We start from the raw sequence: 20,711 nt of genomic DNA, 5'->3' as shown, positions 1-20,711 counted from the left end.
CCGGTCGCGGAAATCGCGCCGCCGGTCCCCCCAAAAGAACGCCCGCATCGCGCGGGCGTTCTTTTATCCGACGGCCGTCGTGGCGACCGCGAAGGTCATGCCGTCCGCAGAAACAGCCTCCGTGTCACATCGAACGCGACCAGATTGCCGGCCACCACGAGCAGCAGCCCGATCACCGCGAGCGGCGACCACTGGTAGCCTTCGAACACCGTCGACACGGCCAGCGCGACGATCGGGAACAGCACCGTGCAGTACGCTGCGCGCTCCGGCCCGATCCGGCCGACGAGCGTCAGGTACGCGGTGAAGCCGATCACCGAGCCCGGCACGGCCAGGTAGACGAGCGCGCCGAGATAACGCGGACTCATGTCGAGCGTGAACGGCATCCCGGCCACCGCACTGCCGACGGTCAGGATCGCCGCGCCGATCAGCATCGCCCAGCCGTTGGTCGCGAGCGGGTGCAGCCCCATCGACTGCATCCGGCTCGACAGCAGGTTGCCGGCCGAGAAGCACATCGTGCCGGCGAATGCGATCGCGAGCCCCGTCCAGGTCGCGTGATCGTCGAGGTGGCCGGCCATCTGCTGCCAGAACAGGCACGCGATGCCGGCCAGGCCGAGCAGCGCGCCGGCGATCGCCGACGGCCGCAGCGGACGGCCCATGAACAGCCGGCCGTTGATCGAGTTCAACAACGGCGCGGTCGAGAAGATCACCGCGACGAGGCCACTCGGCACGACCTGCTCCGCATAGTAGAAGCACAGGAAGTTCAGGCAGAACAGCGCGAAGCCCTGCGCGACGAGGTAGCGCCACGCTTCGCGCGGCGGGCGGACCGGCCGGCGCAGCACGCGCAGCAGCGCGAACAGCACGGCGGCCGCGAGCCAGAAGCGCCACGCGATCGACACGGGCGGCGGCACGGCGCCGAGCTGCCACTTGATCGCGATCCAGGTGGTGCCCCAGATCAGCACGGTGACGAAATAGAGCGACAGGTTCATGGCGGCAACGATCCGGAAAATCGGGTGAAACGGGATCCCGACTATGCCGCCGCGCGGCGCGTGTCGATTGTCCGGAATTGCGGTCTTTTTCGGGGCCTCGCCTGCGGTGTCGCGCGCCCGCTTATACTCGGCTCATCATGAGCTTCTCCCTCTCCGCTCCGCCCGTCGACCACGCCGCCGCCCTGGCTGGCGGCGATCTGCCGTTCGGCCTGCAGTCGGTATGCCGCACGCTCGCCGACGCAAACGCGACGCTCGAGCGTTTCGCGTGGCTCGGCGACCATCTCGCGATCGCCGAATGGACGCGGATTACCGACGAAAGCGAGACGGTCTACGAGCAGCCCGGCCACCACACGCTGTCGTGCTACCTCGACGGCGGCTACCGGACGGAACGCGAACGCGTGCCGCGCTACGGCGCGCCGAGCCTGCTGTGCGCGCTGCCGGGCGACCATGAATCGCGCTGGTGGGTGCGCGGCGAGATGCATTTCATCCACCTGTATTTCCTGCCCGAGCACTTCACGCAGCGCGCGATCCGCGAACTCGACCGCGAGCCGCGCGAGCTGAAACTCGCCGACCGCACCTATTTCGAGGATGCGCGCGTCGCCGCGCTGCTCCGCTCACTCGCGCTGGACGGCTGGGACGATGCCGACGAACGGCTGCGCGTGAACGAGACCGCGCACGAGGTGCTGAGCCTGCTGCTGCGCGGGCAGAGCACGACGCGCACCGATGCATCGTTCCGCGGCGGCCTCGCGCCGGCCGTGCGCCGCCGCGTGCGCGACTATATCGACACGTACCTGGCGCAGCCGCTGACGCTCGGCGAACTGGCCGACGTCGCCGCGCTGTCCGAATACCACTTCTCGCGGATGTTCCGGCTGTCGTTCGGCCGCGCGCCGCACGCGTGGGTGGCCGAGCAGCGGCTTGCGCGAGCGCGCGAGCTGCTGCGCACGACCTCGCTGCCGCTCGCGCAGATCGCGGCCGACTGCGGATACGCGAACGCCGGCCACTTCAGCCATCGCTTTCGCGACGCGCACGGCACGACGCCGAATACGTACCGGCGCGCGATGCAGGGCCGCTGAGCGCGGCTTCCCCCTTCCAGCTTACGCACCGCGCCGCGACAGCTCCTGTTCGAGCGCCGCGACACCGGCCGGCAGGTCGACCGGCACCTTCAGATCGACCATCGTGCGACCGAACGCATGCAGCGTGCGGAACAGGTTGTGTTCGCGGCACTGCTCGCCCATCTGCCCGATCCGCACGATCGGCAAGCCGAACGAGCCCGAGATCTCGACCTGGTACTGCTTCGAGATATGGCCGCAGATCATCCCGGGCGTGAGCCCTTCCGGCGTTTCGATCCCGACCACCGAATTGAGCCGGCAGTCCTTCGGCGCATAGAGCTTGAGCCCCATCGACTCGACGCCCGCCTGCAGCGCGAGCGAGCAGCGCAGATGGCGCGCGAAGCGGCTTTCGAGCGTCTCCGCGCAGACGAGCCGCAGCGCCTCGTGCAGCGCGAGCACGCCCGACACGGGCGCCGTGTAGTGATAGCCCGCGTTGTGCCAGAAGTTCTCGGCGAGCGCCATGTCGAGGCACCAGTGCGCGTTCGGTTCGGGGCGATGCTTCATACGCTCCCACGCGGCGTCGGAGAACGCGATCAGCGACACGCCCGGGATCGACGACAGCCCCTTCTGGCCGCCGGTGATCACCGCGTCGATGCCCCACGCGTCCATCTCGAGCGGCATCGTCGACAGCGTGCACACCGCGTCGACGACGACCAGCGCGCCGGCCGCCTTCGCGAGCGCCGCGATGTCGCGCAGGTCGCGGTTCCACACGGTGTTCGACGTCTCGCCCTGCACGATCGTGACGATCTCGGGCCGCTCGCGCGCGATCGCATCCGCGACTTCGTCGAGACTCGCGACCGCGCGATCGGCCACTTCGAGCGTCGCGACGTCGGCACCGACGCGCGTGGCCATCTCGGCCATCCGCGCGCTGAAGAAACCGTTGCGGATCGACAGCACGCGCGTGCCGCGCCACGCCAGGTTCGAGATCGCCATTTCCATCGCGGCCGAGCCGGGGCCCGCGACGCCGAGCACCCACTTCGTGCGGGTCTGGAACACGTAGCGCCCCATCTCCTTCACCTGCTCGATGATCTTCGCCATCGTCGCACCGAGGTGGTTGATCACGACCGTGTTCGCCTTCGCGACGGCGGCCGGAATCGGAACCGGGCCGGCCCCCATCATCAGCAGCGGTTCTTCGGGCAGGATCGCGTCGAGCGGCACGACGACGGGACAGGGAATCGGCGAGTAATCGATAGACATGGCGGGTAGCAGGTGAGGAAAGGAAGTGCACGGACGCTCGCCGCGCTGCATGGCGAACTGATCGATCATTCCGCGTTCCGCGGCCTCGCGCAAGAGGCACGCGCGACCGGACAGCACGACGCTGGCCCGGTCGCCCGACCGGGCCAGCCGGCCGCGCGCGTGTCGCGCGATGGCGTTCCGGATTGGAAAGGGATTGCCGGCCGGTTGCGAAACGGTTCCATCCGGGCGCCATGCGCGCGATTTTCTCCGGCAATATCGCCGCGATTCGCCGATGCCGGCGGTTCAGCACGACTTGCGCACCGAACGGAATAGACCGGGTGCCCGATAAAAATCGCCGCGCGGAATGCGATACGCGAAATTCGCACGCAGGAAAAACATCCATTATTGCAGCATGTATTGGGGGGACGACTCCTCAAATTACCCGATACGGCCTGATCGAATAACATGCAACCAATTGATTAACATAAGAAATATTCGCCACATCGACGCATATTCCAATACCGCGCCGGTTTTTCCCGGCAGGCGCGTGCGGCATCACCGCGTTTAACCGGTACCCGCGATTTCGATTTTCCGCAACCCGCCCCTTTTCTCAGGTTGACGGATATCGCTTCTGTATTTAACAATCGTCTGCGGAATCGAAAACCGATTTTTCGATACGAGCGAGAACTGGGTGCCGTGTGATGCAATTTCGAGGTTGCGCGGCAAAAAATCACAACCATAATCAATCAACCGGGCCAGAAATACACAAGCCATGAACCAGATTCAGACCATGCGTGTATTCGTCTGCGTCGCCGAGCAGCAAAGCTTCCGGCGCGCGGCGCACCATCTCGGCGTGTCCAATGCGCTCGTCACGCGTTCGATCGCGATGCTCGAGGGCCACCTGAACACACGGCTGATCCACCGCACCACGCGCAACCTGTCGCTCACCGAGGCCGGCGTGCGCTACCTCGACGGTTGCCGCGCGCTGCTCGAGGAATTCGACCACCTCGAGTCGTCCGTCGCGCATGCCGTGCGCGAACCGGCCGGCACGCTGCGCGTCGTCGCGTCGGGCCTGCTGTCGCCGCTTGCGCTGACTCCGCTCGTCAGCAGCTTCCGGCACCGCTACCCCGAGCTGCGCGTGCAGCTGACCGTCGCCGAGGGGCCGCTCGACGTGCTCGATTCGGGCTACGACGTCGGTATCGTCACGGGCAACCGGCTCGACGGCAACCCGTCTCTGATCGGCCATGCGCTCGCGCCGAACCCGTTCGTCGCGTGCGCGGCGCCGGCCTATCTCGAACGGCGCGGCGAGCCGCGCGTGCCCGACGACCTGCCGGGCCACGACTGGGTCACGCTCGCGCCGCACCAGCACGCGCCCGCGTGGCAACTGGTCGGCCACGACGGCGTCGCGCATTCCGTCACGGTGCGCCCGGCCTGCACGGTCAACCAGCTCGCGCTGGTCCAGGCGGCCGCCGTGGCCGGCGCCGGCATCGCGGTGCTGCCCGAACCGTGCGTCGCCGACGCGCTCAACAGCGGCACGCTCGTTCGGCTGCTGGCCGGCTACCGGATCGACGATCCGGACGCGCAGTTGTCGCTCGTCTACCCGAACCGCCAGTACGTGCCGGCCCGCACGCGCAGCTTCGTCGAGCACGCACTCGACCACTTCAGCGCGCAGAAGGCCCGAGAACGGACGGACTACGGCTTCCTGCGGCCGTCGCGCGGGCCTGAACGCTCCGACATCATCACGGGCCTGCAGTAAACTGCGCGCGACAGCCATCGGAGGTGCAGCGTGCGCGTAATCCTGTTCAGCAGCCGGCAGTACGACGACGATTCGTTTAGCGCCGCCAACCGGCAGTTCGGCTATCGACTGCACTTCCAGCCGTCGCACCTCGACGCGGAGACCGCGATCCTCGCGCATGGCTATGAAGTCGTCTGCCCGTTCGTCAACGATACCGTCGACGCGGCCGTGCTCGAACGGCTCGCGGACGGCGGCACGCGCCTGATCGCGCTGCGCTCGGCGGGCTTCAACCATGTCGACCTGGCGGCCGCCGAGCGGCTCGGCATCGCGGTCGTGCGCGTGCCCGCCTATTCGCCGCATGCGGTCGCCGAGCACGCGGTCGCACTGATCCTCGCGCTCAACCGCCGCCTGCCGCGCGCCGTCGCGCGCACCCGCGAAGGCGACTTCTCGCTGAACGGCCTGCTCGGCTTCGACCTGCACGGCAAGACCGTCGGCGTGATCGGCACCGGCATCATCGGCAGCGTGTTCGCGAAGATCATGATGGGCTTCGGGATGCATGTGCTCGCGCATTCGGTGCCGCCGTACAACGACGAGCTGATCGCGTTCGGCGCGCGCTATGTCGAACTCGACGCGTTGCTGCACCACGCCGACATCGTCAGCCTGCACTGCCCGCTGCTGCCGTCGACGCACCATCTGATCAATGCGCAGACCCTTGCACGGATGAAGCACGGCGCGATGCTGATCAACACCGGCCGCGGCGGCCTCGTCGATGCGCAGGCGCTGGTCGACGCGCTCAAGAGCGGCCAGCTCGGCCATCTCGGGCTCGACGTGTACGAGGAGGAAAGCGGGCTCTTCTTCGAGGATCACTCCGACCTGCCGCTGCAGGACGACGTGCTCGCGCGCCTGCTGACGTTCCCGAACGTGATCGTCACGTCGCACCAGGCGTTCTTCACGCGCGAAGCGTTGGCGGAGATCGCGCAGACGACGCTGCTGAACATCGAGGCTTGGCATGCGGGGGCTCCGCAGAACGTCGTGATGGCAAACCGTTGAGAAACAGCACGTTTGACGGCAGGCAGCGCACCCGCAATCGTTTGCTCGCGCCTGTTGCTGCGCACCGCACCCGACTTCGTCAACAATTCAGTGCATTGTTTCTGCTGAAGTAACGTTTCGTGCGCGCCGTCTGTTATCGTTGCGCCGACGTCCTTCCTTGCCTTTGCCGCTCATGCGTTTCGACGACTCCGACATCGCCGCCGTCTACCGCGCCATTTTCGAACGGCGCGACATGCGCCATTTCACGCCGGCGCCCGTCGATCCGGCCGTGCTCGCGCGCTTGTTGCGCGCCGCGCACCACGCGCCGAGCGTCGGCTTCATGCAGCCGTGGCGCTTCATCCGCATCACCGATCCCGCGCTGCGCACCGCGATCCACGCGCTGGTCGAGGCCGAACGCCGCGCGACCGCCGACGCGCTCGGCGAGCGCCAGGACGAATTCATGCGGCTGAAGGTCGAAGGCGTGCGCGAATGCGGCGAGCTGCTGGTCGTCGCGCTCGCCGACGGCCGCGAGCGCCACGTGTTCGGCCGCCGCACGCTGCCGGAGATGGATCTGGCGTCCGCCGCGTGCGCAATCCAGAACATGTGGCTCGCGGCCCGCGCGGAAGGGCTCGGGATGGGCTGGGTGTCGCTGTTCGACGTCGATGCGCTGCGCACGCTGCTTCGCATGCCCGACGGCGCAAAGCCGATCGCCGTGCTGTGCGTCGGGCACGTCGACGCGTTCTATGCGAAGCCGATGCTCGAAGCGGAACGCTGGGCCACGCGGATGCCGATCGAAGCGTGCCTGTTCGAGAACGGCTGGGACAAACCGGCCGCGATCGACGCCGCCGGTTCGCCTTCGTCGCCGGCGGACGCAACACCGGACGCCGACGCGGCAAACGCATCGAACGCCTTCCCCGACGGGTCTCCCGAACGAATCGCCTGACGAGCGGCCCCACCGCCGTCATCGTTCCGACCCCGGCACATTCGCCGCTGCAAACCTTCGTCGAATCCCACACTGTGCGCTTTACACGCGCTACCCCGTCGCACGCCGGCAACATCCGTTTTGGCCCCGAGCATAGGGGTTTTCACTGAAGTAGAATCGCGGCTGTCGTTCGCCTTACCGTCCGCCCGCCCCGCGCATCCGCGCCTGGCCCGAGCGGCGGCTTTTCCCGAGCCTACCGCGATGCCCTTACCTCTTTTCGCCCTTGCCGTCGCCGCATTTGGAATCGGTACCACCGAATTCGTGATCATGGGGCTGCTGCCCAATGTCGCGCGCGACCTCGGCGTGTCGATTCCGGCCGCCGGGATGCTCGTGTCGGGCTACGCGCTCGGCGTGACGATCGGCGCGCCGATCCTCGCGATCGTCACCGCGAAGATGCCGCGCAAGCGCGCACTGATGGGCCTGATCGGGCTGTTCATCGCGGGCAACCTGTTCTGTGCGATCGCCCCCGGCTATGCGGTGCTGATGGCCGCCCGCGTCGTCACCGCGTTCTGCCACGGCGCGTTCTTCGGGATCGGCTCGGTAGTCGCGAGCAACCTCGTCGCGCCGAACCGCCGCGCACAGGCGATCGCGCTGATGTTCACGGGCCTCACGCTCGCGAATGTGCTCGGCGTGCCGCTCGGCACCGCGCTCGGCCAGGCGTTCGGCTGGCGCGCGACGTTCTGGGCCGTCACCGGCATCGGCATCGCCGCGGCCGCCGCGCTCGCCGTGTGCCTGCCGAAGAATCTCGCGATGCCCGACACCAGCATCACGCGCGAATTCAGCGTGCTGAAGCACCCGCAGGTGCTGATGGTGCTCGGCATCAGCGTGCTCGCGTCCGCGAGCCTGTTCAGCGTGTTCACGTACATCACGCCGATCCTCGAGGACGTGACCGGCTTCTCGCCGCGTCAGGTCACGTATGTGCTGCTGCTGTTCGGCCTCGGGCTGACGGTCGGCGGCACGCTCGGCGGCAAGCTCGCCGACTGGCGCCGGATGCCGTCGCTGATCGCGACGCTTGCGCTGATCGGCATCGTCCTCGCGCTGTTCGCGGGCACGATGCACCTGCCGTTCGCCGCGCTCGCGACGATCTTCGTGTGGGGCATCCTCGCGTTCGCGATCGTGCCGCCGCTGCAGATCCTGATCGTCGACCGCGCGAGCGACGCACCTAACCTCGCGTCGACGCTGAACCAGGGCGCATTCAACCTCGGCAACGCGACGGGCGCCTGGCTCGGCGGGATGGCGATCGGTTCCGGCGTGCCGCTCGTGAACCTGCCGTGGGTCGGGGTCGCGATGGCCGTCGCGGCGCTGGCGCTCACGCTGTGGTCGGCGTCGCTCGAACGCCGCCCGGTGGTCGTGCCGACCGAATACGTGTAACGCGGGGCCGCGCGCATTCGTTGCGCGCGCAACGCCATTCGAACCTGATGGCCTTCATGGACCTTTCAAGGTCCCCGGTGTAGCATCGCCGCCGATGAAAGCCATTCTTAATCGTGATTTCCTCGCGCTCATCCTGAGCGTCGCGGTCGTCGGCCTCGGGACCGGCGCCACGCTGCCGCTCACCGCGCTCGCGCTGACCGAAGCCGGACACGGCACCAACGTCGTCGGCATGCTGACGGCCGCGCAGGCCCTCGGCGGCCTCGCGATCGTCCCGTTCGTCACCGCACTCGCGCGACACATCGGCTCACGCCGCGCGATCGTCGTGTCGGTCGTGCTGCTCGCGGCGGCCACCGCGCTGATGCAGTTCACGTCGAACCTGATCCTGTGGGGCGTGCTGCGCGTGTTGTGCGGCGCCGCGCTGATGCTGCTGTTCACGATCGGCGAAGCATGGGTCAACCAGCTCGCCGACGATTCGACGCGCGGCCGCGTCGTCGCGATCTACGCGACCAATTTCACGCTGTTCCAGATGGCGGGCCCCGTGCTCGTGAGCCAGATCGCGGGCGCGACGAGCATCCGCTTCGCGCTGTGCGGCGCGCTGTTCCTGCTCGCGCTGCCGACGCTCGCGACGATCCGGCGCGCGCCGCTCGCCGGCGACGACGCACATCACGCGGAACACGATCACTGGCTCGCGGTGCTGCCGCGCATGCCCGCGCTGATCATCGGCACCGGGTTCTTCGCGCTGTTCGACACGCTCGCGCTGTCGCTGCTGCCGCTCTACGCGATGGATCACGGCGTCGCGAGCGCGACCGCCGTGCTGCTCGCGTCGATCATGCTGTTCGGCGATACCGCGATGCAGTTCCCGATCGGCTGGCTCGCGGACAAGCTCGGCCGCGAACGCGTGCACCTCGGCGCGGGCTGGATCGTGCTGGCCGGCCTGCCGCTGCTGCCATTCGTCATCGCGAACCCGTGGCTGTGCTGGCCGCTGCTGTTCGTGCTCGGCGCGGCGGCCGGCAGCATCTATACGCTGTCGCTCGTCGCGTGCGGCGAACGCTTCCGCGGTGCGGCGCTCGTCACCGCGAGCTCGCTCGTGTCGGCGTCGTGGAGCGCCGCGAGCTTCGGCGGCCCGCTCGTTGCGGGCGCATTGATGGAGCAACTGGGCAGCAACGCGCTGGTCGGCGTGCTGGTCGTCTGCGTCGCGGCATTCGTCGCGGCCGCGCTGTGGGAACGCCGCGCCACGGTGCAACGCGCGGTCTGACATCCGCCGACACATTGACGACGGCCCGCTTGATACGGGCCGCCCGGTACTGCCGTACTACACGCTGCGTCTTGCGCGTTACGCGTTACGCGCCGGCAGGATCTTGCCGGCGCACGTGCCGAAGCCGACACGATAGCCGTCGCCCTGGCACCAGCCCTTCAGCGTCAACTCGTCGCCGTCGTCGATGAACGTGCGGCTGCCGCCGCCGTCCAGCGCGACCGGCTCCTTGCCGTTCCACGTCAGTTCGAGCAGGCTGCCGAACGAATCCTTCGTCGGCCCGCTGATCGTGCCCGATCCCATCAGGTCACCGACCCGTGTGTTGCAGCCCGCGACCGTGTGATGCGCGAGCTGCTGCGCCATCGTCCAGTACATGTGCTTGAAGTTGGTGCGGCAGATCGACGTCGCTTCGGCGTCGCCCTCGGCGCGCAGCGTCACTTCGAGCGCGATGTCGAACCCATGCTTGCCCGCGTGCTGCAGATACGCGAGCGGCTGCGGCGCCTGCTCCGGCTGCGCGGTGCGGAACGGTTCGAGCGCGTCGAGTGTGACGATCCACGGCGAGATCGTCGTCGCGAAGCCCTTCGAGTTGAACGGGCCGAGCGGCACGTATTCCCACTGCTGGATATCGCGCGCGCTCCAGTCGTTCAGCAGCACCATCCCGAAGATGTGCGCCTCCGCGTCCTCGCACGCGATCGGCTCGCCGAGCGCATTGCCCTTGCCGACGATGAAGCCCGTCTCCAGTTCGATGTCGAGCTTACGGCACGCGCCGAACACCGGGCGTTCCTGGTCGGGCAGCTTCAGTTGCCCGTTCGGGCGCCGCACCGGCGTGCCGCTCACGACCACCGACGACGCGCGGCCGTTGTAGCCGATCGGCATCTCCGACCAGTTCGGCAGCAGCGCATTCTTCGGATCGCGGAACATCGAGCCGACGTTGGTCGCATGTTCCTTCGACGAATAGAAATCGGTATAGCCGGGAATCTCGACCGGCAGATGCAGCGTCGCGTCGCGCTGCGCGACGAGCACCTGCGCGCGCAGCGCCGTATCGTCGCGCAGCCGTGCGTTGTCGCGCGAGAACAGGTCCGACAACTGCACGCGCACGCTGCGCCACGCGTCGCGGCCGAGCGCGATGAACGCGTTGAGCGTCGGCGCGGCGAACGCATCGGCGTCGGCCGGCAGCGTCACGAGGCCCGCGCGCGCCAGCACAGCGAGATCGACGACCTGGTCGCCGAGCGCGACGCCCGCACGGCGCGCCGCCTGCTTCGCATCGCTGAAGATCCCGAACGGCAGGTTCTGGATCGGGAAATCGCAGGCGGGATCGTTCGCCGTCTCGACCCAGCTCTTGCGGGCCGGGTCGAGCGTCGCGCGCCAGTCTTGGGTATCGCTCATCGTTGCTCCGGATTGAAGTGTTTCTGGATGCCTTGCCAGCATTCGAAGTAGTCCGCCTGCAGCTGCGCGGTGTCGAGCGCGTAGCGCGTCGGCCGGATCAGCGTGCGGGTCTCGAACATGAACGCCATCGTCGCGTCGACCTTGTGCGGCTTCGTCGTGTCGCTCGCGGACGCCTTCTCGAACGTGTCCGCGTCGGGCCCGTGGCCCGACATGCAGTTATGCAGACTCGCGCCGCCCGGCACGAAGCCTTCGGCCTTCGCGTCGTATGCGCCGTGCACGAGCCCCATGAACTCGCTCGCGACATTGCGGTGGAACCACGGCGGGCGGAACGTATCCTCGGCCGCGAGCCAGCGCGGCGGGAAGATCACGAAGTCGATCGTGTCGACGCCCGGCGTATCGCTCTGCGACTGCAGCACGAGGAAGATCGACGGATCGGGATGGTCGAAGCTGATCGAGCCGATCGTGTTGAACAGGCGCAGATCGTATTTGTACGGTGCGTAGTTGCCGTGCCACGCGACGACGTCGAGCGGCGAATGGCCGATGTCCGCGCGCCACAGGCGGCCGTTCAGCTTCGCGATCAGCTCGAACGCGCCTTCGCGGTCTTCGTACGCGGCCTGCGGCGTCAGGAAGTCGCGCGGGTTCGCGAGACCGTTCGAGCCGATCGGGCCGAGATCCGGCAGGCGCAGCTGCGCGCCGAAGTTTTCGCAGATGTAGCCGCGCGCGTCGCCGTCCGGCAGCGCGACGGAAAAACGCACGCCGCGCGGGATCACCGCGATCTCGAACGGCTCGACGTCGAGCCGGCCGAATTCGGTCGCAATGAAGAGCCGGCCCTGCTGCGGAACGATCAGCAGTTCGCCGTCCGCGCTGTAGAAGAAGCGGTCCTGCATCGAGCGGTTCGCCGCGTACAGGTGAATCGCGCAGCCGTTCATCGCGGCCGCCGAGCCGTTGCCGGCCATCGTCACCAGCCCTTCGACGAAATCGGTCGGCTCGACCGGCATCGGCAGCGGATCCCAGCGCAACTGGTTCGGCGGCGTCGGCGGCACGTCGGCCGAGTCGCCGAATTCCGACACGAGCCGCTGCGGGCCCGCGAACGGCTCGAACGGCCGGTGCACGGCCGCCGGGCGGATGCGGTACAGCCACGAGCGGCGGTTGTGGCCGCGCGGCGCGGTAAACGCGGTGCCCGACAACTGCTCCGCATACAGCCCGTACGGCGCGCGCTGCGGCGAGTTGCGGCCGTGCGGCAGCGCGCCGGGCAGCGCCTCGGTCGCGAATTCGTTCGCGAAACCGCTCAGGTAGCCGGCAGTCGCCGGTTTCGACAGGTCAAGCGTCATCGTTTCCTTTCTCCATCAATTCATGGCGGCGTTCGGCGCCTGCGCGCCGCTTCGCCGCGTCACACCCGCCAGGCCGAGGACGAACAGCGCCGAGCACAGCACGGGCACCGCGGCCGCGTGGAACAGCGCACCGTTCGACCAGTTGAGCGCAATCAGTTGTCCGCCGACGAGCGGCCCGAGCACCGAGCCGATCCGGCCGATGCCGAGGCTCCAGCCGATGCCCGTCGAGCGCAGCGACGTCGGGTAATACTGGCCCGCGAGCGCGTTCACGGCCGGCTGCCCGCCGACCACGCAGAACCCGCCCGCGAACACGGCGACCAGCAGCCACGGCAGCGCATGCGCGACCGAGCCGATCAGCCCTACCGATACGGCCGCGCACGCGAAGCACACGAACAGCACGCGCACGAAGCCGTAGCGTTCGATGAACCAGCCGAGCGACAGCGTGCCGATCACGCCGCCGGTCTGCAGCACCGTGCCGACGATCACCGCCGTGCCCTGCGAATAGCCCGCGTCGCGCATCACGGTCGGCAGCCAGTTCGACAGGAAGTACAGATCGATCAGGTTCATGAAGCTGATCGCCCACAGCAGCAGCGTGACCGGCAGGCGGCCGTGGCTGAACAGTTCGGCGACCGGCGCGCCGGTCGCGGCGCGTTCGCGCACGACGAGCCGCGTGTTCGCGTCGATGCCGGCCTGCGGCGCGAAGCGCGCGAGCCAGTCGCGCGCCTGCGCGTCGCGCCCTTTCAGCACCAGGAACTGCAGCGACTCGGGCAGCCGCGCGACCATCGCGACCGTGAGCACGAGCGGCACCGTGCCGCCGACGAAGAACACCGAACGCCAGCCGAGCGCCGGAATCAGCGCGGCGCTGATGAAGCCGCCGATCGCCGCGCCGAGCGTGAAACCGCATGACACCATCATCATCCGCTTCACGCGATGCGCGGCCGGGCTGAACTCGCCGACCAGCGCCATCGCGTTCGGCATGATGCAGCCGAGGCCGAGGCCCGTGACGAAGCGCAGCGCCATCAGCACCGGGATCGACCCCGCGAACGGCGTCGCGAGCATCGTCACCGCGAAGAACAGCGTCGAGCCGATCAGCACCGGGCGCCGCCCGATCCGGTCGGCCAGCACCGACAGCGCGAGCGCGCCGAGCAGCATCCCGAACAGGCTCGCGCTGAACACCGGGCCGAGCGCCTGCTTCGGCACGCCCCATTCGGCGATCACGCTCGGCGCGACGTAGCCCATCGCCTGCGCATCGAAACCGTCGATCACGAGGCACAGCCCGCACAGCACGAGCAGCATCCAGTGAAAGCCCGGGCGATGGGTCTCGTCGATCACGCGCTCGACTTCGAGCACGCGTGCGTCGGCCGGCGCCGCGCTCATTGCGCCGCCTCGGCGGCCGGATGCACGGGCGGCGTCACGCCCTGGCGCGCGAGCGCCATCGCTTCGCGCAGCACGTCGAGATCGCCGATCTGGTTCGCGAGCAGCAGGATCAGCTTCGCGTTGACGAGCTGGCTGTCGGCGTCGGACAGGTCGCGATGCATGTCGATCAGCGCTTCGTAGAACGCGTCCGGATCGACCAGGCGCGGACGGGTATCGAGTGAGGGCATGACGGGGGCTCCGGTGTCGTTGTCGTGTGCAATGCGATGTTCAGCGTGCGCAGGTCGCGCGCGCCAGTGCGTCGGCAATCGCCTGACGGTCGAGCGTGCGCGTGCGTGCGCAGACATGCTGGTCGGGACGCAGCAGGTAGAACGTGCCGGGCTTCGCGTCGTAACGTTGCGCGGCGAAACCGTCGACATCCTCCACGATATCGACGTCGACACCGGCCACCGGCTGCGCATGCCCGGCCGGCACGACGAGCACGGGCCGCACCGGCAGCGCAAGGCCGTCGACGGCCTGCGCGAGCGCGGCCGCATCGCCCGGCAGCCCGAACAGCACGCCCGTGAAGCCGCCGCGCAGGTGCTGCAGCAGCCAGCCCGAGGCACCCAGCGCGCGCACCGGCGCATCGGCCGCCGCCGCGCCCGGCCGCATCGCGCACGCGAATGCGTCGCCACTGCGATCGGGCGTGTTCAGCGGTGAATCGGCGAGCACGGCCGGCACCGACAGGCGGCCGCTGTTCACGAGCTTGCGCGCGAATTCGCAGTCGCGCGCGAGCTTCAGCGTCGCGTCGCGAAACACGCGCGACACCGGGCTCTTCGGCGTGATGAAGTCGGTCGAGCGCGTCGAGTTGCGGATGTTCTCGTCGGCCGCGAACTCGCGCTCGCTGGCGTACGTATCGAGCAGGCTGTCGGCCGAGCGGCCGTCGAGCACGAGCTTCAGCTTCCATCCGAGGTTGTCCGCGTCCTGCACGCCGCTGTTCGCGCCGCGCGCGCCGAACGGCGACACACCGTGCGCGGAATCGCCCGCGAACAGCACGCGGCCGTGACGGAACGTGTCCATCCGCTGGCAGCGGAACGTATAGACGCTCACCCATTCGAGCTCGAACTCGACGTCCGGCCCGAGCAGCGCGCGCACGCGCGGGATCACGCGCTCCGGCTGCTTCTCGGCGACAGGATCGGCGTCCCAGCCGAGCTGGAAGTCGATGCGCCACACGTTGTCGGGCTGGCGGTGCAGCAGCACCGACTGGTTGCGGTGGAACGGCGGATCGAACCAGAACCAGCGCTCGGTCGGAAACTCCGCCTTCATCTTCACGTCGGCGATCAGGAAACGGTCCTTGAACGTCCGGCCGTGGCTTTCGAAGCCCATCATCGTGCGCATCGGGCTGCGCGAGCCGTCGGCCGCGATCACGTACTGCGCGCGCAGCGTCGCGACGCCCTCCGGCGTCTCGATCGTCAGCACCGCGTGGTCGGCCGACTGCTCGACGCCCGTCACCTTGTGCTTCCAGCGGATGTCGATGTTCGGCAGCGCGAACGCGCGGTCGGCCAGATAGCCTTCGACGTAGTACTGCTGCAGGTTGATGAACGCGGGGCGCGCATGCCCTTCCTCGGGCAGCAGGTCGAACGCGTACAGCTGCTCGTCCTGCAGGAACACCTTGCCGACGTGCCAGCTCACGCCCTTGTCGACGAAGCGCTCGCCGCAGCCGAGCCGGTCGAAGATCTCGAGCGTGCGCTTCGCGAAGCAGATCGCGCGCGAGCCGGTCGACAGCGTGTCGTCGTCGTCGAGCAGCACGACGGGCACGCCCTGCTGCGCGAGGTCGATCGCGGCCGACAGGCCCACCGGGCCCGCGCCGACGACGATCACCGGGTGGACGGCCGCGTCATGCGCGCGCGGGCGGTACTCGAACTTCAGCGTCTGGTAATCGATGCTCATGGTCGCCATCCGCGCCTCAACGCCGCCGTGCGCACGCCGGCGCATCCGTGTTCCCGCCCGTCGCCTGCCGGCGCTCCGGCCCGCCGTCCCGCGCGCATTTCCTGTCAACCGCCACGTCTCGCTCCTTGCTTCCTGTTGATTCGTGAACGGCGCCGTTTCGCGGCGCCCGACTGCCGCATTTCTTGATCGGCGACATCTTTTTGATTTACGAATAGTAAAACCAATTACGAATAGTGAAAACATCGTAAACCCTAAGCGCCGACCCGGGGACGGGATAACCATATGAACGAAACGCCAAGCCGAGCGTGGCGTGCGCTGCTAATATCGAGATACGAGGCGGCCCGTTCGGCCGCCGTTTTTCCTTCTTACGCCGATGATTCCGCCCACCATTCCCGAGCTGGTCGCCCGTGCCGGGCAACTGCCGTATCTGCGGGATCACCTCGCGCTCGCCGAAGGCGGCACCGCGAGCGCGAATCTGCCCGAGCGCACGCTCGGCAGCGCCTACGAACCGATCTACGACGTCACGATGCCCGGCGCGCCGCAATCGACGTCGTTCGCCGATACGATCGAGCGCTACGGCGACGAACTCGGCTTCCAGGCCGTCACGCTCGTCACGGGTGCGCCGCACGATCCGATCGACTCGGCCGTCGACGACCAGACGCTCGTCGCGATCGATCGCCTGTCGCGCGCGCTGCACGCGATCAACTTCTTCGGCGCGCAGCGCCACGGGCTGCTGTTCCTGCGCGTGCACGAACGGCTGCTGAAGAGCGTCAAGTACGACCACGGCAAGCATTTCTCGTCGGTGCTGCAGCGCTTCGGGCTGCCGGTCGAGCGCATCGTGATCGAATTGCCGGCGGTCGCGGTCGCGCACAAGACCTTTCTCGGCTACCTGACGCGCAGCTACCAGCATCACGGTTTCAAGGTCGCGGACAAGCTGCCTGATCCGGGCCGCATCCTCGCGGTCGAATCGGAGATGGCGCGGCCCGACTACATCAAGATGGATGCAGGCATCGCGTTGCGCGACGGGATGGTCAAGGCGCTCGTCGCCTATGCGCAGCGCGTGCGGATTCCGCTGATCTTCGACGGCGTCGTCGACGAGACGCAGTGCGAGTTGCTGCGCCAGCACGACGTGCGGTTCATGCAGGGGCCGGTGTTCGCGAAGATCGTGACGGCTTGACGAGACGGGAGGACGGCGCGCGCAGGAGGTGGCGCGCCGCATGCCAAACGGCAGGTTCAGGCGTTGTGTTTCTCTTTAGCGTGGCGGCCGCCGCCTAGTCGCTTCCACCATCGTCGTACTTCGGCAGGTCGTCGCCGATCTCGATGCCCGGAAAACGATCCCCGTACCAGACATGCCACGCCGGGCGCAACCGCGACGGCGCGTCGAGCGTCGCGGAGTTGATCTCGACCGTGTTCGGCGCATCGGCAAGCCGGTATTCGAGTTGCGCGCCGCATCGGCCGCAGAAGCGGCGCTCGCCCCACGCGCTCGACGCGTAGACCGTCGGCTCGCCCTGCAGGTATTCGAATGCGTCGATCGGCACCGACGCGGACGCGACGACCGCCGCGCCGGTCGTCCGCTGGCAGAGCCGGCAATGGCAAAAACCGGCGTCGGTCGGAACATGCGCGATCCGGTAGCGGATCGCCCCGCACGCACAACCGCCTTCCATCGTTTCCGGGTGTGACATCGCCAGCCTCGTCGTCGAACGCGTTGAACTCGTCGAGCATCTGGCAGACGATGATGAGCGCCGTGCGCCGGGCACGCAACCGCGAGCGGGACGCGCTTGCCGTTTTTGCGGATACCCGCGACTGTGATTCGCCGCTTGCGGCGCCGGTATCACACCGGCCCGTCGCACGTCGCCGCGCGCCGCCGTGCTCAGGCCGTCTGCCCGAGCCGCTGCGCGAGCGCCTTCAGCTTCGGCCCGACCTGCGTACGGAACACGCCCTCGTCCATCGACGACGCGGGGCCGCTGCAGCTCAGGATCAGCCAGCGCCCTTCGCGCGGCTCGCGAAACGGCACGGCCGCCGCGTTCACGTCCATGTGCCACGCGCGGAACGAATAGCAGCAACCTCCACCCGCCGAGAACTCGGCCACCGCGTGCTGCGCGGCGACGACGAGCGCATCGGCGTCGGCCGCGCCGCCGGCCGCGCGATGCAGTTCCGCATACAGCGCGCGGCGCACGTCCTCCGGCTGCACGGCCAGGTACGCGCGCCCCATCGAGCTCGTCAGCATCGACAGCCGCGAGCCGGGCGCAAGCCCGAGCGTCAGCGCGGTTTCGCTGCGGATCGTCTCCAGATAGATCATGTCGAGCCCGTCGCGGCAGCCGAGCGACACGGCCGCGCCGATCTCGCGCGCGAGCGCCTGCATGTGCGGCCGCGCGAGGTCGATCGTCCCCGAGCCCGACAGCAGCGCGTAGCCGAGCGACAGCACGCCGGCGTCGAGCGCATACTTTCCGAGCGTCTCGTCGTAGCGCAGGTAGCCGAGCACGGTCAGCGTATAGGCGAGGCGGTTCACCGTCGCCTTCGGCAGCCCCGTACGCTCCGCGAAGTCGCGATTGCCGAGCATCGTCTCGCCGGGTCGGAAGGCGCGCAGCAGGTCGAGCCCGCGCGCGAGCGCGACGACGAACTTGCGTTCGTCGATCATGGTTTCGTCGATGGTTGAAAGTGTCATCTGATGCTACACTGGGTTTGATTTGCAAAACATTGTTCCGCAGTGCGGAACGCAAGTCAAGCGAACCTTAGGCATGGGATCAGCGCTAACGCTGACCGACCGCAAAGCATGGGGTCCGCGTAAGCGCTGAAGCGCTAACGCTGACCGACAGGAGATGAAACGATGAGCGCTGCAACTTTTCATTGGGACGATCCGCTGCTGCTCGACCAGCAACTGACCGAAGAAGAGCGGATGGTGCGCGATGCCGCGCAGGCCTACGCACAGGACAAGCTCGCACCGCGCGTCACCGAAGCGTTCCGCCACGAACGCACCGACGCAGCCATCTTCCGCGAGATGGGCGAAGTCGGCCTGCTCGGCCCGACGATTCCGGAGGAATACGGCGGCCCCGGCCTCAATTACGTGAGCTACGGGCTGATCGCGCGCGAAGTCGAGCGCGTCGATTCCGGCTACCGGTCGATGATGTCCGTGCAGTCGTCGCTCGTGATGGTGCCGATTTACGAATTCGGCTCGGACGCGCAGAAGCAGAAATACCTGCCGAAGCTCGTGACCGGCGAATGGATCGGCTGCTTCGGGCTGACCGAGCCGAACCACGGCTCCGACCCGGGCAGCATGGTCACGCGCGCGAAGAAGGTGCCCGGCGGCTACTCGCTGTCCGGCGCGAAGATGTGGATCACGAACTCGCCGATCGCCGACGTGTTCGTCGTGTGGGCGAAGCTGGAAGAGAACGGCAAGGACGCGATCCGCGGCTTCATCCTCGAGAAGGGCTGGAAGGGCCTGTCGGCGCCCGCGATCCACGGCAAGGTCGGGCTGCGCGCATCGATCACCGGCGAGATCGTCCTCGACGAGGTGTTCGTCCCAGAAGAGAACCTGATGCCGAACGTGAGCGGCCTGCGCGGCCCGTTCACGTGCCTGAACTCGGCACGCTACGGGATCGCCTGGGGCGCGCTCGGCGCCGCCGAGTCCTGCTGGCACACCGCGCGCCAGTACGTGCTCGATCGCCAGCAGTTCGGCCGGCCGCTCGCCGCAAACCAGCTGATCCAGAAGAAGCTCGCCGACATGCAGACCGAAATCACGCTCGGCCTGCAAGGCGTGCTGCGCCTCGGCCGGATGAAGGACGAAGGCACGGCGGCCGTCGAGATCACGTCGATCATGAAGCGCAATTCGTGCGGCAAGGCGCTCGACATCGCACGGCTCGCGCGCGACATGCTCGGCGGCAACGGTATCTCCGACGAATTCGGCGTTGTGCGCCACCTCGTGAACCTCGAAGTGGTCAACACGTACGAAGGCACGCACGACATCCACGCGCTGATCCTCGGCCGCGCGCAGACGGGCATCCAGGCATTCTTCTGATCACCCGGATGCGGCCCGCCCGGCAGCCATGCCGCGCACGCAGAAAAGATACGGCCCGCCCGGCATGACTGCCGGGCGGGCCGTATTTTCGTCGGATTCGCGATCCGGGCCGCCGGCCCGGTACCGCGTTCACGCGCCGGTGATGCTTACTTGTTCGGCTGCGGCGTGAGGCGCAGATACGGACGCACCGCGTTGAAGCCCTTCGGGAAACGCTTCTTCAGCTCTTCCGGATCCTGCAGCGACGGCACGATCACGACATCGTCGCCGTCCTTCCAGTTACCGGGCGTCGCTACCTTGTAGTTGTCGGTCAGTTGCAGCGAGTCGATCACGCGCAGCACTTCGTCGAAGTTGCGCCCCGTGCTGGCCGGATAGGTAATGGTGAGCCGCACCTTCTTGTTCGGGTCGATCACGAACAGCGAGCGCACCGTCAGCGTCTCGTTCGCATTCGGGTGGATCATGTCGTACAGTTGCGAAACCTTGCGGTCCGCGTCGGCGATGATCGGGAAGCCGACGACCGTCGACTGCGTTTCGTTGATGTCGTTGATCCAGCCCTTGTGCGATTCGACGCCGTCGACCGACAGCGCGATCACCTTCACGTTGCGTTTCTCGAATTCGCCCTTCAGCTTCGAGGTCAGCCCGAGCTCAGTCGTGCACACCGGCGTGTAGTCGGCCGGGTGGGAAAACAGGACGCCCCAGCCGTCGCCCAGCCACTCGTGAAACTTGATGGGGCCCAGGCTCGATTCCTGCTCGAAATCCGGTGCGATGTCGCCAAGACGCAGACTCATGATGTTCCCTCCTCGAACGATGCTGGTTGAAACCGCGCGCTGGTCCAGCGCGGGACAGTCCATCAGCTTACGGGAAGCAATGGGCCGTGCGAACGATTATTCCGTTTGATATTCATACTTTTTTGTCATTTTTACCCGGTGTCGGGGCAGGACGAACGGTCACGAGGGAAACTTTCCACCCCGTTTGCCGCTCTGTTAATGATTACAAATCGTTTACCATGCAGTCTTGCACTGCCGCCGTGTGTCTTCCC

The 20,711-nt window shown here is 67.7% G+C and carries 18 protein-coding genes; 8 read left to right on the top strand and 10 right to left on the bottom strand.

Translation table 11 applies throughout. The features are described from left to right. Nucleotides 1–95: 95 nt before the first annotated feature. The gene (locus CUJ89_RS04205; protein WP_114176260.1) at nucleotides 96–986 is read right to left on the bottom strand and encodes a DMT family transporter; all 891 of its coding nucleotides are present in this window, start codon (nucleotides 984–986) and stop codon (nucleotides 96–98) included. Nucleotides 987–1,123: 137 nt separating this feature from the next. On the opposite strand from CUJ89_RS04205, the gene CUJ89_RS04200 reads away from it, so the two are divergent. Next, the gene (locus tag CUJ89_RS04200) at nucleotides 1,124–2,059 is read left to right on the top strand and encodes an AraC family transcriptional regulator (RefSeq protein WP_114176259.1); all 936 of its coding nucleotides are present in this window, start codon (nucleotides 1,124–1,126) and stop codon (nucleotides 2,057–2,059) included. A 21-nt stretch (nucleotides 2,060–2,080) separates the two neighbouring features. Here CUJ89_RS04200 and CUJ89_RS04195 read toward each other — a convergent pair whose 3' ends face one another. Then, on the bottom strand, nucleotides 2,081–3,292 hold the full coding sequence (locus CUJ89_RS04195; protein WP_114176258.1) for a pyridoxal-phosphate-dependent aminotransferase family protein: 1,212 nt from the start codon (nucleotides 3,290–3,292) through the stop codon (nucleotides 2,081–2,083). A gap of 751 nt (nucleotides 3,293–4,043) precedes the next feature. On the opposite strand from CUJ89_RS04195, the gene CUJ89_RS04180 reads away from it, so the two are divergent. From CUJ89_RS04180 to CUJ89_RS04160, 5 genes are all read left to right on the top strand, one after another. Then, complete coding sequence (locus tag CUJ89_RS04180) at nucleotides 4,044–5,027, top strand: LysR family transcriptional regulator (RefSeq protein WP_114176255.1); 984 nt, start codon at nucleotides 4,044–4,046, stop codon at nucleotides 5,025–5,027. A 30-nt stretch (nucleotides 5,028–5,057) separates the two neighbouring features. Continuing rightward, nucleotides 5,058–6,056 (top strand): 2-hydroxyacid dehydrogenase, encoded by a 999-nt coding sequence (locus CUJ89_RS04175; protein WP_114176254.1) that lies wholly within the window; start codon nucleotides 5,058–5,060, stop codon nucleotides 6,054–6,056. A gap of 172 nt (nucleotides 6,057–6,228) precedes the next feature. Then, nucleotides 6,229–6,978, top strand: coding sequence for a 5,6-dimethylbenzimidazole synthase (gene bluB, locus CUJ89_RS04170; protein WP_114176253.1), 750 nt, complete (start codon nucleotides 6,229–6,231; stop codon nucleotides 6,976–6,978). A gap of 240 nt (nucleotides 6,979–7,218) precedes the next feature. Next, nucleotides 7,219–8,388 carry an MFS transporter gene (locus tag CUJ89_RS04165; protein WP_114176252.1) on the top strand — a complete coding sequence of 390 codons (1,170 nt, stop codon included), beginning with the start codon at nucleotides 7,219–7,221 and terminating at the stop codon, nucleotides 8,386–8,388. A gap of 94 nt (nucleotides 8,389–8,482) precedes the next feature. Continuing rightward, nucleotides 8,483–9,643: an MFS transporter gene (locus CUJ89_RS04160; protein ID WP_114176251.1), complete on the top strand. Its 1,161-nt coding sequence runs from the start codon at nucleotides 8,483–8,485 to the stop codon at nucleotides 9,641–9,643. Between the two features lie 78 nt (nucleotides 9,644–9,721). Here the strand turns inward: CUJ89_RS04160 and fahA are convergent, their stop codons facing one another. The 5 genes from fahA to CUJ89_RS04135 are packed head-to-tail and all read right to left on the bottom strand — an operon-like array spanning nucleotide 9,722 to nucleotide 15,669. Next, entirely contained in the window at nucleotides 9,722–11,026 is a 1,305-nt protein-coding gene (gene fahA / locus CUJ89_RS04155; RefSeq protein ID WP_114176250.1) for a fumarylacetoacetase, read from the bottom strand. Next, complete coding sequence (hmgA, locus tag CUJ89_RS04150; protein WP_114176249.1) at nucleotides 11,023–12,357, bottom strand: homogentisate 1,2-dioxygenase; 1,335 nt, start codon at nucleotides 12,355–12,357, stop codon at nucleotides 11,023–11,025. Before hmgA ends, fahA begins: the two co-directional genes overlap by 4 nt. Nucleotides 12,358–12,372: 15 nt before the next feature. Next, nucleotides 12,373–13,734 carry an MFS transporter gene (locus CUJ89_RS04145; protein WP_114176248.1) on the bottom strand — a complete coding sequence of 454 codons (1,362 nt, stop codon included), beginning with the start codon at nucleotides 13,732–13,734 and terminating at the stop codon, nucleotides 12,373–12,375. Further along, nucleotides 13,731–13,961, bottom strand: a complete 231-nt coding sequence (locus CUJ89_RS04140) for a DUF2783 domain-containing protein (RefSeq protein WP_114176247.1) — start codon at nucleotides 13,959–13,961, stop codon at nucleotides 13,731–13,733. The genes CUJ89_RS04145 and CUJ89_RS04140 overlap by 4 nt, the downstream gene beginning before the upstream one ends. A gap of 40 nt (nucleotides 13,962–14,001) precedes the next feature. After that, on the bottom strand, nucleotides 14,002–15,669 hold the full coding sequence (locus CUJ89_RS04135; RefSeq protein WP_114178483.1) for an FAD-dependent oxidoreductase: 1,668 nt from the start codon (nucleotides 15,667–15,669) through the stop codon (nucleotides 14,002–14,004). Nucleotides 15,670–16,033: 364 nt separating this feature from the next. On the opposite strand from CUJ89_RS04135, the gene CUJ89_RS04125 reads away from it, so the two are divergent. Then, complete coding sequence (locus tag CUJ89_RS04125; protein ID WP_114176246.1) at nucleotides 16,034–16,837, top strand: EAL domain-containing protein; 804 nt, start codon at nucleotides 16,034–16,036, stop codon at nucleotides 16,835–16,837. A gap of 94 nt (nucleotides 16,838–16,931) precedes the next feature. Here the strand turns inward: CUJ89_RS04125 and CUJ89_RS04120 are convergent, their stop codons facing one another. Beyond that, complete coding sequence (locus CUJ89_RS04120) at nucleotides 16,932–17,342, bottom strand: GFA family protein (protein WP_114176245.1); 411 nt, start codon at nucleotides 17,340–17,342, stop codon at nucleotides 16,932–16,934. Between the two features lie 188 nt (nucleotides 17,343–17,530). Next, entirely contained in the window at nucleotides 17,531–18,325 is a 795-nt protein-coding gene (locus CUJ89_RS04115; protein WP_114176244.1) for an IclR family transcriptional regulator, read from the bottom strand. 162 nt (nucleotides 18,326–18,487) lie between these two features. On the opposite strand from CUJ89_RS04115, the gene CUJ89_RS04110 reads away from it, so the two are divergent. Further along, a complete protein-coding gene (locus CUJ89_RS04110) occupies nucleotides 18,488–19,675 on the top strand; it encodes an acyl-CoA dehydrogenase (RefSeq protein ID WP_114176243.1) in 1,188 nt (395 codons plus the stop codon). 146 nt (nucleotides 19,676–19,821) lie between these two features. On the opposite strand, the gene CUJ89_RS04105 is transcribed toward CUJ89_RS04110, so the two are convergent. Then, the gene (locus tag CUJ89_RS04105; RefSeq protein ID WP_011351087.1) at nucleotides 19,822–20,460 is read right to left on the bottom strand and encodes a peroxiredoxin; all 639 of its coding nucleotides are present in this window, start codon (nucleotides 20,458–20,460) and stop codon (nucleotides 19,822–19,824) included. Between the last annotated feature and the right edge of the window lie 251 nt (nucleotides 20,461–20,711).

Origin of the sequence: Burkholderia pyrrocinia (assembly GCF_003330765.1) — a bacterium.
Taxonomy (GTDB): Bacteria; Pseudomonadota; Gammaproteobacteria; order Burkholderiales; family Burkholderiaceae; genus Burkholderia; species Burkholderia pyrrocinia_B.
The sequence above is the reverse complement of the archived record's forward strand: the minus strand, read 5'-3'. Positions and strand labels throughout refer to the sequence as shown.

What these genes read in the sequence shown, in the direction of transcription:
- fahA (WP_114176250.1), bottom strand. Translation starts at nt 11,026, where the DNA reads ATGAGCGATACCCAAGACTGGCGCGCGACGCTCGACCCGGCCCGCAAG.
- CUJ89_RS04195 (WP_114176258.1), bottom strand. Translation starts at nt 3,292, where the DNA reads ATGTCTATCGATTACTCGCCGATTCCCTGTCCCGTCGTCGTGCCGCTC.
- CUJ89_RS04145 (WP_114176248.1), bottom strand. Translation starts at nt 13,734, where the DNA reads ATGAGCGCGGCGCCGGCCGACGCACGCGTGCTCGAAGTCGAGCGCGTG.
- CUJ89_RS04180 (WP_114176255.1), top strand. Translation starts at nt 4,044, where the DNA reads ATGAACCAGATTCAGACCATGCGTGTATTCGTCTGCGTCGCCGAGCAG.
- bluB (WP_114176253.1), top strand. Translation starts at nt 6,229, where the DNA reads ATGCGTTTCGACGACTCCGACATCGCCGCCGTCTACCGCGCCATTTTC.
- CUJ89_RS04110 (WP_114176243.1), top strand. Translation starts at nt 18,488, where the DNA reads ATGAGCGCTGCAACTTTTCATTGGGACGATCCGCTGCTGCTCGACCAG.
- CUJ89_RS04120 (WP_114176245.1), bottom strand. Translation starts at nt 17,342, where the DNA reads ATGTCACACCCGGAAACGATGGAAGGCGGTTGTGCGTGCGGGGCGATC.
- CUJ89_RS04140 (WP_114176247.1), bottom strand. Translation starts at nt 13,961, where the DNA reads ATGCCCTCACTCGATACCCGTCCGCGCCTGGTCGATCCGGACGCGTTC.
- CUJ89_RS04105 (WP_011351087.1), bottom strand. Translation starts at nt 20,460, where the DNA reads ATGAGTCTGCGTCTTGGCGACATCGCACCGGATTTCGAGCAGGAATCG.
- CUJ89_RS04125 (WP_114176246.1), top strand. Translation starts at nt 16,034, where the DNA reads ATGATTCCGCCCACCATTCCCGAGCTGGTCGCCCGTGCCGGGCAACTG.
- CUJ89_RS04205 (WP_114176260.1), bottom strand. Translation starts at nt 986, where the DNA reads ATGAACCTGTCGCTCTATTTCGTCACCGTGCTGATCTGGGGCACCACC.
- hmgA (WP_114176249.1), bottom strand. Translation starts at nt 12,357, where the DNA reads ATGACGCTTGACCTGTCGAAACCGGCGACTGCCGGCTACCTGAGCGGT.
- CUJ89_RS04200 (WP_114176259.1), top strand. Translation starts at nt 1,124, where the DNA reads ATGAGCTTCTCCCTCTCCGCTCCGCCCGTCGACCACGCCGCCGCCCTG.
- CUJ89_RS04135 (WP_114178483.1), bottom strand. Translation starts at nt 15,669, where the DNA reads ATGGCGACCATGAGCATCGATTACCAGACGCTGAAGTTCGAGTACCGC.
- CUJ89_RS04165 (WP_114176252.1), top strand. Translation starts at nt 7,219, where the DNA reads ATGCCCTTACCTCTTTTCGCCCTTGCCGTCGCCGCATTTGGAATCGGT.
- CUJ89_RS04115 (WP_114176244.1), bottom strand. Translation starts at nt 18,325, where the DNA reads ATGACACTTTCAACCATCGACGAAACCATGATCGACGAACGCAAGTTC.
- CUJ89_RS04160 (WP_114176251.1), top strand. Translation starts at nt 8,483, where the DNA reads ATGAAAGCCATTCTTAATCGTGATTTCCTCGCGCTCATCCTGAGCGTC.